A 15,820-nucleotide genomic window follows, 5' to 3' on the forward strand; every position below is an offset into this window, starting at 1 on the left:
ATTATTTCAATGCTTCAAGCGTATATGAACCAGATACGTTTTCGGGCTGAAGGCCAAACACCAGCATGGTATTGTACGTAGTCATTTTACTTCCATTCCTCACTGTGTAGAAAGAAATGTGTAAATGCGCAACTCCTCTGCCCAATCCTACATACCCTATTAGGTCACCTTTCTTAATTTTTATAACTCCATCATGTTTGTCTGGTACGATTTGGGCAAGTCCAGACATATGTGTAAAATATACAGTTGTGTATTCTACTCCGTCAATTGTGATAGGCGTGTCTAATATCATAGTAAAGGAATTAGGTGTGTCATTTTTATATTCTCCTCCCCTATCAGGTGTGCAAGTCGTATGGCCAGGTTCTGAATAATCAATTGTACCATCTGCGAAAGCATAAATTGGAGTGCCTATAGGAGCATGAATGTCTAGTCCACCATGTTCATAAACACTAGCTTCGTTTTTCGGCACAGTTCCGCTTAGCGGCGAGACATAGGATGATACGTCTGGTTTTGTGCCGCCAGTTGTATCACCATTAACATCATTCGTTGATTTATAAAATGAATTTGCCACAGTGGTACCACTTGTACTCACTGTAGTTTTCACACCTAAACCCCAGTACTGGATATTCGTGGTTGTTACGGTCGCCGATACTGTTGCTGCGGTCACATTAGTATTTACAGATTGAGATGTTGTGGTAAAAATACCTTGATTTGTTTGTGTAAACAGAATGTCATACATATTGTTATTGATAACGATATGATTATCTAATATTGCATATCTTTGTCCATTGCAAACAGCATAAGAACCAGTAGAATCGGTTTTTATTTGAAACGTTTGCGTGACACCATTTACTTTTACTGTTGCCGTATTTGTTTGAGCGTCATAGGATGTCGACCCGCCTGACGCTGCTGTTAAATCCGCTACGGATGCATTTGCTCCACTTCTGGCTGCATCGGCCGTATTATGTGCTGTATTCATTTGAGTCTGCCAATACTGCGCAGCTGATGTATTTCCTGATGCGACTGCCGTCTGATAATATGAATTGGCTGTGATCCAATCCTCGGTCGCCGCCGATATTATCTGTTGTTGCGCTGCTGAAAGATTCTCATCACCTGCTTGCGTATGCCCCGTCGGGTCACTATACATCATTGGCTCGTTCGAGCAATACGTGTACAGATTCAGGCTCAGCGGGTCGCTTGCCTGCCCGGTGTACGTGTCCGCCGAGATAAACCGCGCTGTCACAGGGTCATAATACCGCGCGTTGAGGTAGTACAGGCCCGTCTCATCGTCAAACTGATACCCCGCGTAGAGATAGCTGTTGGCGATATTGCCGGTGGCGGTGGTGACAACGCCGAACGGGTCGTAGTCGTACGTCATGACGATGCTGCCCGTTGAATCCGCGATGTTCACAACATCGCCGTGCCCATTGTACAGGTAATACAGCGTCGTTGTACCCGCCGTCCGGCTGATGAGCATGTCCCCGCCGTACACGTTGTACGCCGTCTGATTTCCGCTGCCGTCCAGCTCCAGGACGACCTTGTCATACTCATAGACAAACTTCGTCGTCGTTGTCGTATTGTCCTTTGTGACTGTTTTGCCAACGCGCAGCCCGTCCCCGTTATACGTAAACGTAGACGTGGAATCTTGATCTTTTGTCGTCACGAGCTGGTTAAACACATCGTATGTGTTGAGCGTATACTTCGATGTTTCGCTCCCTGTGACGGTGAGGCCCACGCTGCCTTCGCCGCTTGTGACGTCTGTTGTCTCCTCACGGCTGGAAACCGTATTCCCGTTATGATCATAGCAATAACTTGTTGTCGTCGTCTTGCCATTGATGATATCCGCGGCGCTCAGCAGCTGGTTCTGCGCGTTATAGGTATACGTCGTATTTGTCACGCTGCCGTTGTCCGTCACCTGCTGTGCCGCGCGGTTACCGGCTGCGTCAAACGTGTACGTTGTCACCTTGCCGCCCGGCACCGTGACACTCTGGAGCCTGTTCAAGGCATCATAGACATACGCTGTCGTCCCGCTGTTATCCAGCTTCGTCACCAAATTGCCATTGCCGTCGTAGGCGTAGTTGTACGCGTTAATAATTGCGCCGCCGCTGTTCTTGTTCGCCAGCGTGTGCAAGCGGTTATCGGCATAGTACGTATATTCCGCTGTCAGGCCGTTCGGATACGTCAGTGACTGCCGGTTACCATTGTCAAAATAGGCATACGTCGTCGTCGCGCTGCCGACCTTGATTTGGGACAGCCGCCCCGCTTTATCGAAAATCTTGGTGTTGACGTTACCCTTCCCGTCTGTTGTCACTTCACCGATGCAACCCGTCGGGATGCTGCTTGTCACGTCATAGAGGTACGTGCTTGTCCCGGCTTCTGGCACCGTTTTGCTGATCGTCCGGCCCAATTGGTCATACACGCGTGTCGTCGTCCCAGTCGCGTCCGTCATCGTCAGCGTATTGCCGTTATTGTCGTAGGTGTAGCTGATGGTGACGCCGTCGGTTGCGGTTGAAAGCGTCCGACCGTGGATATCGTATTCAATCGTTGTTGTCACGCCGTTTTTGTCGGTCACGGACGATACCGTGCCGTCGGCGTTATACGCGGTGGTGTCGGCTTTCGTCGCGTCGACTGTGCCGCCCTCGCCGATGCCGCCGGCGTCAATGCGCTGAACGGGCAGATTGCGGCAGTTATACGTCATCGTCGTCACGTTGCCGCTCGCGTCTGTCTGCGTCAGCATGTTGCCGTTGGCGTCATACGTATAACTTGTTATCTGATTCAGCGCGTCCTTCACCTGAATCAGACGATTAAATCCATTATATGTATAATATGTCGATTTGTTGTTCCCGTCAAGTGTTTGGACGACATTTCCCGCGCCGTCATAAGCCAGTGTTGTGCTGTGATTCATCGGGTCAATCGTCTGAATCAGGCGGTTATCGCGGTCATAGACATACTGCGTCGTATGATTGAGTGCGTCGGTTGAAGAAATCTGGCTCCCATTATTGTTATATGTCAGCTTTTCGATGGTTTTGCCATACGGGTCTGTTTTTAACGTCACTCTGTTGAGCGGGTCATACATATAGGTAACCGTATTCCCGCGCCAATTCTGCTCGGTGAGCTTATTGCCATTGGCGTCGTATGTAAATGTCGTCGTCTGCGTTGTTGTATTGTTGTTGACATCGGTGACTGTGACGGCTTGCGTCAGGTTTCGGCCGAGCGCATCGTAGGTATACTGCGTTGTGTTGCCACGCGGGTCAACCTTATACCGCAGGTTGCCCGACTTATCATAACGGTTCGACGTTGTGATAATCTGGGTGCCGTCGCTCTTTTTTTCCGTCGTCGTCAGGACGTGCCCCTGATTGTCATAGGTGACGACCTGCTGCTTTCCGAGGCTGGTGAGCTGCTCGGCCGGTTTCCCTGTTTTAGTGTATTTATAGGTTGTCGTCAGGCTTGCGATGGTGCCGTCTCCCGGTAGCGTCATACTGCGAATCTGATTGAGATTATTATAGACGTATGTGGTCACGTTGCCATTGCCGTCGGTGCTTGTCAGTATATTGCCCTGCAGGTCATAGGTGTTTGTCTGTGTTAACGCCCCGTTGAGGGACGATGTGAGAACTTTTCCGTCGTCATTATACGTATACGATGTTACATGATTGTTGGCATCCGTTTTTGACAGCACACGGCCAAGGGCGTCGTATGAATACAGCGCCGTATGGTCAATATTGGCCGCTTGGCAGGCAGGGTCGGTTGTCTTGATAACCTTGTTAGCTGCGTCATATTCAGTTGTCGTACCGTAACCATTTGCGTAACCCAGCGCGTCCTGTGAGTATGTCACGTTGCCGTTTTCATCGTATGTATAAGCTTTGCTGACAAACTGCTTCCAACTGCTCGTTTCGTCGTCATAATATATCTGCGTGACAAGGAGAACGCGGCCCATATCATCATAGGCATACTCCGTACGCGACATGTCGGTCAGCTCCGCGCCGCTTGAATAATTCTTCGGGCTGACTTCTGCTAACTTATGCCCCGCCCTGTCATAAACAAAATACTGAACGCCATTTGACGCATTGGTGATTTTACTCACGTTTTCCTGCTTGTCGTATGTATAGGTCGTCGTATTGTTATTCGGGTCCGTCGCCGTCAGAACTTTGCCGGCCCAGTCATATGTTCTGGATGACGTGATCGTCACGGCGGCGTTATTTTCGTCAACGCCCGGCTGGCTCGTCGTCAGGAGGCTGTCCATCAGATCATACGTATTTGTGGTAACAACGCCATTTTCATCCGTTGATGTCAGAATGTTGCCGTCTTTATCATACGTATAGGAGGATGTTAATGACAGATTGTTTGTCGAACTGTCATAACCGGTCATATCCCTGTTCTGCACGGTCACGGTTTTTGAGGCCAGCTTTTCGATGTTATTAAACGTATAGGATTCCTGGCTGTAATTCGTAGCGTCATAGTAGACGTTTTTCGTAAAAGTATTTCCGTCATTATCATACGTATACGTCGTCTTGGCGCCGCTGCTCTTCAGCTGCTGCTGCAATTTTCCGTCGGCAAAGTACGTGAAGCTGTCTGTCATCAGGTTCGAGGTCGGCACCGTGCCGTTTGGAACCAGTTCTTTTGCGGCGGCTGTCATAATAACGCGGCCTGCTTTATCGTATGTGGTTGACGTAAAGGCATAGGTATTTGATCCCACGGGCGACCACTGATAAATGAGGCGGTTAAGTCCGTCATATGCAAAATATGTCGTGTTCCCTCTGGCGTCTGTTGTGCTGGCCAGTGACCCATTTGCATTATAAGAATTTGTTTTATGTGTGTTATCGGCCTGATCGAGCCGGATCTGCCGCCCGGCATAATCATAAGTCGTTTTTGTAACGGCAGTCGATGTATCGCTGAAATATTGAGTAACCGTCATCGTCGTACTGCCGTTTGTGAGAATGGCATAATCGTAATGCTGGAGTGTGACAGCCGACGATTGTGCTGATTCCTTAAAGGTCACGGTATCAGTCAGGTTCATAACCGTATAGGAATACCCATAGATTGCGCCGTTCGGCTTTGTCTCCGTCAGCTTGTTCCCATACTGGTCATAGGTGTAAGATGTCTGGTTATTGCACGGATCTGTCGCTGTACTTAGAAGACCGTTTGACAGATAGACATTGCGATACCCATGCGCCGTTTGCGTATAGGCGTTTGAGGCGCTGTTCTGAATGTTTTCACCGCTGAATGTTACTGCCGTATCCGCCGACGCCGAATATTGCGTCGGCATAATTTTTTGCGTCAAATTATTTCTGAAGTCGTAAACGCTTCTGATAACGCCGGAATCCGGATTAACCTGCTTGAGCAGGTTGCCGTTTTTGTCATAGTAATAGGATGTCAAATAGCCCTTCGGCGTCGTGACGGATTTGAGCCATCCGAGCTTGTTATACGCGTATGTCGTCGTCTTTGACGTCGGGTTTTGGATGGTCGCAATATTCCCATAAGTATCATACGTATAAGTCGTAACGCCGCCTTCGGGGTCTGCTTTCGTCTTTAACAGACCGTAAATTGTTTTACCGAACAGGCTAAGTGCTTCGGCTCCGGTGTAATAGGTATTCACCGAAATAGCAAAGTTCGCGTCCGGGGCAACGCCGAAAACGTCCGTTCCGTTTAACGGCTGCGCTGTTTTAATCAGATTAACACCGTTTGCGTCATAGACGTAGAAGGTGTAATTGCCCACTTCATCTTTGACGGACAGGACATTATTCTTATTGTCATACGTATATTCTTTTGTCGAGCTGTCTGGATTGATTTGCTTGGTAACATTGCCATTACTGTCGCGGAGGTAATAGGTCGCATTGCCATTTCGGTCAATCGTCTTGTACGCCTCGCCATATTTATTAAAACCATCGACAAGGTTATATTCTGTCCGCGATTCTTTGCCCTCTGCGTCCTTCGTGCAGATAGGATAATTTGAACTGTCATACCATGTGCTTGTTGTCCGACCGTTAGAATCGGTGGTCGTAATAAGACCATCGCTTTCGATATATGAATAGCTGGTCGTATTTCCATACTTGTCGGTTACCGCGCTGACTCTGGCCGGCTTACTCCCTTGAGCTGCGAGATAAGTCACACTTTCAAGCACCGTGCTGTTTGTGTTGTCTTTAACTGTTGAAATAAATCCGTTTGACCCATAATAATAGTAAGTTGAACTGCCGTTCGGGTCGATGACCTGATAAAGCCGGTTATTCGCGTCATAGTTATACGTCACAATGCGTCCTGCCGGATCCGTTATTGAGCTTATTCTATTATTGGTATAGCTGATTGTCGTCACTCTGCCAACCTGGTCTGTAATCTGTGTCGGCTTATTGGACGCGTTCAGGGTGATGGTTATTATATTGCCGTTTCTGTCCTTCATTGATGTGAGATAACCGCTACTATTAAAACCGTATGTGTATTGGTCTTTCGTTGTCAACGTATACGTATTATCCGCATTTTTAACAAGTGTGCTTCTTGAATCCATGGCTGTATATGTGCCGTCGCCATTGATTTGGAATGTGTTGCCGCTTCCTTTCGGCAGCCGGACAATAGCGTTGGTGCCAACGATATCTATGTTCCCTTGGAACCCGAATGTCCAACCCGTGCTGATGATATTATTCGTTCTTGAATCCTGTGAGTTATATGTCCGGCTGAATTCAACATTAAAACCGGGCGCCGTATAGCTCAAATCGGTGTACGTTCGGGCGTAGTTTCCCGTCATGTTGACCGTATCGTCACCCAAATGCAAAAGATAATCAATACTCAAGCTGCGGACAGTTGCGAATTCAACGTCGGGAAAGTAACCGCTGTTATTTTTACCACCGATGACATAGATGCCTAAACTTGTCATCGCCGCACCAAAAGTATTTCGAACTTTATTCGGGCCTTCCCATGTAAGCCATGCATTTGATGTCGGATTAAACTGGAATGCATAATTGATATCGCTTATCCCGTTTGTGCCGCCAATGGCATACAGCGTGTCAGAAGACGCAACGACACCGGCATACCCCGCCGCCACCGGTAAGCTGGCTTTTGTGGTATCCCAAGTATTTGTAGTAATATCATAAACCTGCAAAACGCTTGTAGCCGTTGTGGAATTCGTAAAGCCGCCGACAACATAAATTTTGCCGCCGATGACTGCCGCGCCGCTCCCAAAGGTCGCCGTCGGGATATTTGCTTTTGTTGACCAAGCGTTCGTGTTAGTATCATAAGCGCGGACCGTGTTCAACACAGTACCCGAGGAGTTTTTTCCTCCGATAATATAGATAATATTATTGTATGTCGCAATCGCCATGTCGGTTGTTGCCGCGGGAATTGCCGTCTTTGTGGCCCACGTATTTGAAGATGGAGTATATGCTTCTACATATGAACGCACCGTTCCGCTGCTTGTCCCGCCGATCGCATAAATCTTGCTGTTCGCCGCCACGACGCCTACACCATAACGCGGATACGTCATGCCTGCTTTTGCTGTCCACGTATTTGTCGTTTCGTTATATTGTTCCAGTGTATTTAATGCGCTGGCGTTGTTATATCCACCAGCAGCATAAATGCTACCATCCAGGACTGCCGCCCCAAAATTGTAACGCGGCGTATTTAAGGCCGTTTTTGCTGTCCATGCGGTTGCCGGCGGTATATATTCCACCAGCCCTGTGCTGTATGTTGAATCAGTTCCTGTAAAAATATACGCTTTGTTATTCAGCTCAATAGACTGCTGTAGGTTACTATAATAATTAAACGTAGAAAGTGACGTACACGTGTTATCTACAGGGAGATACTTATAGAAGGTTGGGCAAATCGATGTATCGTTAGCCGTTCCGAGAATATACAGATAATTGTTTAGCGTCACGAACAAATTTCCGGTATAGCTGCTGCCGGGGTTAACGCTCGACCAAGAATCGGATGATGCGTTATACTTTAGAGTATTTGAAGTTGTCGGCGTGAAGAGATATATTGTTCCAGCTAATACAGTCGTGAAGTGATTAGAAAATGTACTTGGCAGATTGCCTTTTGTCACAATACTATTTGTTGCCGGATTGTATGCTTCAACAGTGTTTGTTGCGCTACCACCACTGTTTAATCCGCCTGTAATATAGATAAGACCATTAAGCAATACTGACGAGAGATTTGATCTCGCAACGCTTAACGTATTTTTTGCAGACCATGTACAAGTTGCAGGGTTAAATTCATAGATCTGATTGCTTGTTGTAAACGTTCCATTTTGAGTTGACGATGTTAATCCGCCAAACATATAAATTTTGCTGAACCCGGCAGTAAGTGAAAAATCTTTCGCATAAACCGGCATCGTGCAGCTCAGTGTCGTCCAACTGTCGGACGTCGGGTCGTACATATACATCGCGTTGGAATTCTGATTTGAGCCTCCAATATTTGCTGACCCGCCCATTACATACAATTTCCCATCAAGCTGAACGGATTTATAGTTTGATAACGGTGCCGGTAAAGACGCCTTCTGCTGCCACCCCATATCCAACATTTCAACGCTATTGAGAACTCCCGTCGAATTCAAGCCGCCAACAATATACACTTTACCGTTGACAATTGCAGACCCCAAACCACTTCGGGCAGTCAGTAGATGTGTAGCCGAGATGTAATATCCCCTTGTTGTTGAGTTATTTGTAAGTAAAGATGACTGTGTAATATCTGTCGAATAATTGGATGTACTGTTTTTACCTCCAATCGCAATGAATCGGTCATTTGTCATGATACCGGTGGCGTTCGAAAGGGATGAGCGCGCCCAAACCGCGCTGGAAGTTGTCCCGTTTGAAATCGTATATTTATACTCGTTATATGTGTATGCGCCACCAGTTGTCAATCCGCCCTCAACATATATAATACCGTTATAATAGAAGGCAACATGATTGGAAATTGGCACGGACAGGCTCGTTTTTGTTGTCTTCGTGCCTGTACTAAGGTTTATCTCATAAATTGATGAACGATACGAGCCAGTATATCCGCCAACTACATAAACAGTACTCGTTCCAGTTATAAGTGTTGCAGAAAATGATGACATGGCAACCGGCAAAGTCATTGACATTGTCGTCCAAACATCAGTTGCCGGGTCGTAATACTCCATGCTGTTCAGATAACCGGTTGCGTTAATGCCGCCCATAACATAAATTTTTCCATTATACACAACGGCGCCAAAATAACTGCGGGCAGTGTTCATACTGGCCACTGTCATCCAAGTATTGTTACTCGGATTATACAATTCAACACTATTTGTATATCCACCAGTCGTCGTCGTTTGCCCACCGATCGCGTAAATCGTATCGTTGAGCGTCACGACCTGAAGCCCTTGACGCGCCGTATTCATTGAAGCTTTTGTAACCACATAGTTTTCGGCATTTGACTGCTGATAATCATCCTGAGACGGCTCCGTATTTGGGACAATAGCCGGAAGTGTTTCCGTATCTGGGACATTGATCAGCGCTGTATTTGCAGCAGAAATATTTCCGGTAGCATACGAACAGTTCAGAATTTTCCCACCAGCTATCTTGTCTTGCAAGCCCGTAACGGAATCTGCTGAAGATATTATTCTTTCTTTTACAGCCGCAGCTGTGTTGAAAGTGCCCTTTGAAAAGATCAACGCAGCCGCTCCGCTTACAAAAGCCGCAGACATTGATGTACCATCCAGGCTCTGATATTGACCTTTAATCCATGTACTCAAGATATTCTGACCGGGCGCAGCAATATTGACTGTGGTTGAGCCATAATTTGAAAATCTGCATAACTTACCGGACTGATCAATTGCAGCAACAGAAATGACGTTTTCATGTGCCGATGAATATGCAGCGGGATATACCGGATAGTTATCTGTATTGTAAAGGTTATTTCCTGTCGCACAGACAAAGAGTGCACTGCTGCTTGCGATCGCTTCCTCCAAAGCCGGATTGTTAAACCGGCTGCCCCAGCTACAGTTAATGATTTTAGCGCCCATTTTGTCCGCATATGCTATGGCGTTAATAATATCACTTGTATAGGCGACACCATCCTGAAACACCTTAATTGGCATGATTTTTGCGTTCGGTGCAACACCGGCAACGCCAACACTATTATCTTTCTGCGCTGCAATTATCCCTGCGATATGCGTTCCATGCCATTCGTCATAATAGGTCGATTGGTCATTGACGTTACTATCATCATTGAAAAAATCCCAGCCGCAGTAATCATCAACATAACCATTCTCATCGTCATCAATTCCATTATTTGCTATTTCATAATTGTTTATATACATACTACCAGCTAAGTCAGTATGCGACAAATCGATTCCCGAATCGATAACCGCAACTAAAACACCATCACCTAGACTATTTGACCATGCATCGGTAACGCCGGCACCAACTGTAACATGATCCGAATTTGTGTCTACTGCATTGAGCCCCCACTGTTCCGAAAAAAGCGGGTCAGATGATGTTGCCGATGTTGTCATTGCATAGTCTGGCTGGACATAAGCAATATTTCCATCTATGCCAGCTGATTTCATGGCATTCATAAATTCCGCTGAATTCATGGCTTTTTTTAAAGCAATAATCGCAATTTTATTATTCTTATCCCCAAATACTTTTTTCGAAGATTCTATCCCGGCTGACGCAACCTTATTAGCGTCAACATTCTTACCGTTGTTGTTTTTCTTTCCACCATCTGTAAACTGCGGTACACTTTGCTCATCGCTGTATTTTACAATATACCGATAGCTTTGAAAGTTTTTTGTATCATTTTCAAGATTCTTTAAATAATCCGCCTTTTTCTGATCATCTGTTTTTTTGCCATTATTTCCATTTTGTTGAGCTGAATCCGGCTTATTCGACAAGGGTTGAATTGTTGAATGATCAGTTTGTAAATCCGAATTCAATATACTTTTATATGTTGCCTGCTCGATAATTCCTTGTGCGATTGCCGGCAAGGAAACAGCACCTGATAGAGTAACTACAGCGAGAAGTATAATCAGTGTCTTATTTAAACATTTAAAAAACGTTGACATTTCATTCACTCCTATCAAAATATATTAGACGACATACTAAATCGATTACTCAATATGTACTGTTGTCTCTTGTGTTTGAAGCGCAACAAATTGAAACACATCGATGATTCCTGACCATTGCGTACCACTGGGTATCGTTTTGTCAACGGTAAACTGAATTGTTCCTGGTGTAAAACTTGTAATTGTAATGCCAGTACCCGCAATATCACCAGTCGTTGTTTCTTTTGCATATGTCAACGCACATAAATCGCTAATTTGAAGCACTGCAGCATCATAAGTGACTGTATAGGTCACGCCACTATATGAAGAAATGCTGCTTCCTGTAACTGCAACGTTATATGAATTATTTTGTGCTGCCGAGAGCGTAATCGTCGTTGAAGCAGCATCGTGAATGCTGAGAGTCGCCGTACAAGTAATATTCTCAAACGTCGCAACAAGTGTAACAGTCCCTAATTCAGCTTCAGCCGAAACTGTAACAACCCCTGTCGAGTCATTAACTTGGACACCCAAATATGTATCCTGTAGACTATATACGATCTCCTCTGGAGCGATTTGATTGCCTTCAGCATCCGTACCAGATGCACTAACGGTAATTGAGCTTGTATCGGCTTCTGGTTTTGTTATCGAGTAACTGCTAAACTCGAAACTTAAGGCTCCATTGCTTGTCTTGCTTAACACAGCCGTTGTGGAATACTCCAAACTTGATCCGCCTAACTGCGCACAATTATTACGCCCCCAGGACCAGACCGTCCCGTCTTCAAGCAGCGCAACACTATGGTAGGACGCCCCGTCTATCTGTGTAACGCTTGACAAATTCGATACAGCCACTGGCGTTGAACGTGAGATTTCCGTTCCATCACCAAGCAACCCACAGTCGTTATAGCCCCAACCGGCCACCGTTCTGTCGGCCTTAATGGCAAAGCTTTGATAATCTCCCGTTGCAATTTCTACAGCTGATCCCTCGGAACTTAAGCTTGTCACATTGACAGGTGTGCTGCTATTCGTCGATGTGCCATTTCCCAACTGAAATTCTTCATTTGCACCCCAGGCCATTACGATACCGGTTGTCAATAGTGCCAGCGCATGCTCCGCCCCGGCAGCTACTTTATCAACACCGCTAAGACCGCCCACCTGAACCGGTACCGTCTTATTTACCGTGGTTCCGTCTCCAAGTTGTCCTTTGTCATTTTTGCCCCATGCCCAAACTGTCCCATCCGTTTTGACTGAATAGCTTGAGTAACTTCCACAGGCAATGTATTTTACCCCTGAAAGTCCGCTGATCTGAGCCGCTGTATCAGATTCATCCGTGGTTCCGTTACCGAGTTGTCCATATTCGTTGTATCCCCAAGACCACACAGTGCCGTCCGTCTTTAACGCCATACCATGGTAGGTCCCTGCGGAAATTTCCTTAATGTTTGTCAGACCGACAACTTGAACGGCCGCCGTACTGAACTGATAATTATCTCCATCCCCAAGCTCACTATTCCAATTGCGACCCCATGCCCAAACTGTACCATCCGTCTTTAAAGCCATGCAAAAGTCAAAACCTGCGGATATTTGTATGACATTGTCTAATCCCGGTATCTGGGTTAGGGTTTCCGAATCCGATACAGTCCCTGTACAACACTGGTTAAAATCGTTTTGTCCCCAGGCCCATACTGTACCATCTGATTTCAGAATTGCTGTAAAGTATCCACCCGCCGAAACCTGCTGAACCATTGCATTACTGGAAAGTGTCGTTATTTCAACCGTATTGCTCGCTTCAGAAATATTTTCTGCTGCGTCCTTCGCCTTCACATAATATGTATAGGCTGTATTTGCTGTCAGGCCAGTCTCAGTATATGACGTTGTCGTTGAGTCGCCAATCTTTGTTCCATCACGAAAAACATCATACCCCGTAACACCGACATTATCCGTTGACGACGACCATGTTAACGTCGCTGTTGTGCCTGTCCTTGATGAGCATGTCAGTCCTGTCGGTGCAGTCGGCGCGGTTATATCATCTTCACATGTAATACTCTGTACTGGTTCCAAAGAAGCATCTCCTATATATCCACCCAACTGGCCATAATCGTTTTTGCCCCACGACCATACCGTGCCGGCACTTGTGAGTGCCACACTGTGCGTATATCCACCGGAAATCTGAATCAGCCCCGTCAGGTTTAAAACGTCATTTGGGACCATATGCCAAGCTTCGCTGCCGTCGCCAAGCACGCCGTCATCATTGTTCCCCCAGCCGACGGCCGTCCCGTCAGCTAGAATTGCTAGGCTGTGGTAAGCACCGGCGGAAATATCAATCGCCGAGTCTGGGTCATCCATGTTAACCACATCAACGGGCGTACTGCTACTTGTCCAAGACGCATTACCAAGCTGCACGCAGTCATTGCTGCCCCATGCTTTGACAGCGTCATTTGTCAGCAGGGCCAGTGCATGGTCAAACCCTGCCGAAATAAATTTAACTCCTGTCAAATTGCTGACCTGCACAGGCGCCGTCGTATTGTTCGTCGTACCATTGCCCAGCTGACCGCTTTCATTATTGCCCCACGACCAGGCCGTTCCGTCGGACTTCACGGCATAGCTCGAGAACGCACCGGCAGCAATAGAATTGACACCCGTGAGATTATTCACTTGAACAGGGACATCCGACTCATTTGTCGTTCCATTACCAAGCTGCCCATCTGCGTTATATCCCCAGGCGTAAACCGTTCCGTCTACTTTCAATACCAAACCATGATAAGCACCCGCCGCGATATCCGTCACATTTGTCAACCCTGAAACCTGGACAACTCCTGTGCTATACTGATAGTTATCCCCGTCGCCCAGCTCGCTGTTCCAGTTGCGTCCCCACGTCCACACGGTACCGTCCGCTTTCAGCGCCATGCAGAAAGCAAGACCCGCCGATATCTCCGTCACATTCGTCAGCCCCGGCACTAACGTCAGTTCCTCATCGTCGGACGCTGTCCCCGTTGAGCACTGGTCAAAATCGTTTCTTCCCCACACCCACACTGTGCCATCATCTTTTAAGACGACTGTGAATCCATTACCTGCTGCAATCTGAATGACTTTGGCTTCCGATGCAGCCGTCGTCTCAACATTCAGCGTATTGCTGGCGGTTGATTCGTTGTTGGCGGCATCCTTCGCTTTGACATCATACGAATACGACGTTTCCGCCGTCAGGCCCGTATCCGTATATGTCGTGTTGGCAGTCGTACCAACCATTGTGCCGTCGCGGTAGATATCATAACCCGTGACGGCCACATCGTCCGATGCCGCCGTCCATGCAAGAGAAACAGACGTATCCGTAACAGAGGTAAATGTAAGACCTGTCGGTGCCGTCGGCGGCGTCGTGTCCTCCTCACTATCCATGCTTTGGACTGGTATCACCGAATAGTTTTCAGAAAAACCACCCAGTTGCCCAAAATTGTTGTTCCCCCATGACCATATGGTACCGTCACTTTTCAGCGCAACGGTATGTTGATACCCTGCAGAAATTTGTGTCAAATTTGTCAAATTAGCAATAGGATTATCGACCATATGCCAGTCCGTTGTCCCGTCACCTAGCGCACCATAATCGTTGCAACCCCAACATAGACCATTACCATCGGAATCAATTGCAAAACTATCGTTCGCGCCTGCTGAAATCAATACGGCCGAATTAGGATCGTTCAAATTAGCAACATCAACCGGTATGCTACTGTTTGTCCAAGATGCATTGCCAAGCTGTACACAATCATTGGCGCCCCATGCCTTTAACGCGCCAGAAGTCAAGAGCGCCAGCACATGATTTCCGCCGCCGGCGAGCTTACTCACGCCAGACAGATTGATTACCTGAATCGGCGTGTTTGCATTAATCGTCGTCCCATCCCCAAGCTGACCGTAAGCGTTATTGCCCCACGAATATACAATCCCGGATTGTGACGCTTTAACCGCATAACCCGCATTTGCTCCGGCCGAAATATAGCTAACACCATTCAGGCCGCTTACTTGTACCGGAGAGGAAGAATCAGTCGTCGATCCGTTGCCAAGCTGCCCGAACTGATTTTTTCCCCATGTCTTTACTGTTCCATCTGCCTTTAAGGCCATTCCAAAACATTCGCCACCTGCAATTTGTGTTATTCCCGTTAGCGCGCTGATTTGAACGGGTACATCACTGTAATTGCTCGTTGTTCCAATACCCAATTCACCATTGCTGTTTTGCCCCCAAGCCCAGACCGTTCCATCCGACTTCAACGCCAAACAAAAATAGTAACCGGCTGATATCATTGCAATATCAGTCAGACCTGTAACTTGCGTTATTTGTGACGTTGCAGAAACCGTGCCGTTTCCGCACTCTCCATGCTCATTTTGGCCCCATGTCCAAACTGTACCGTCCGAAGCGAGGATCGCTGTGAAATTTGCTCCCGCTGATACTTGGGTGGCCGTGACATTTAGTGCTTTTGTAAGCAAATTAACGGATAATAATTGTACAACCAAGCATACCGTCATAATAAATGCCAACAACTTTGATAGTAATTTCATATCGGTTCCTCCAAAACAGCATCAAAATTTTGAATAATTTCTGAATTTTTCCGTTCAGATGTTGATCTATTAGTTTTTTTGTGGTAATTATGTGAATAGCAAAGCTAAGTATTCTTAATTAACAATCACGAATACTTGGGGCAGCCATCGAATCATCTGACCTGCCAAGTACGGAATGATTCGATGGCTATTTTACATTTGTACCATTATTTTACATCATATTCTATTTCCCGTCAATTGTTATTTTTTCTATATTTTGTAATTTTAGAAAATCCGGCATACATCAGTGTG

At 46.6% G+C, this 15,820-nt stretch carries 2 protein-coding genes; both read right to left on the minus strand.

Annotated elements, in window-relative coordinates:
* Position 1 precedes the first annotated feature (1 nt).
* Positions 2-10,522 (minus strand): S8 family serine peptidase, encoded by a 10,521-nt coding sequence (locus IZU99_08020; protein ID UOO37199.1) that lies wholly within the window; start codon positions 10,520-10,522, stop codon positions 2-4.
* 534 nt (positions 10,523-11,056) lie between these two features.
* Positions 11,057-15,529, minus strand: coding sequence for a fibronectin type III domain-containing protein (locus IZU99_08025; GenBank protein UOO37200.1), 4,473 nt, complete (start codon positions 15,527-15,529; stop codon positions 11,057-11,059).
* Positions 15,530-15,820 lie beyond the last annotated feature (291 nt).

It is taken from the genome of Oscillospiraceae bacterium CM (assembly GCA_022870705.1).
Classification (GTDB): Bacteria; Bacillota; Clostridia; order Oscillospirales; family Oscillospiraceae; genus Sporobacter.

Bases quoted from the DNA above. Each gene is read 5' to 3' on its own strand.
- IZU99_08025 (UOO37200.1), bottom strand. From the start codon at position 15,529: ATGAAATTACTATCAAAGTTGTTGGCATTTATTATGACGGTATGCTTG.
- IZU99_08020 (UOO37199.1), bottom strand. From the start codon at position 10,522: ATGAATGCCATGAAATCAGCTGGCATAGATGGAAATATTGCTTATGTC.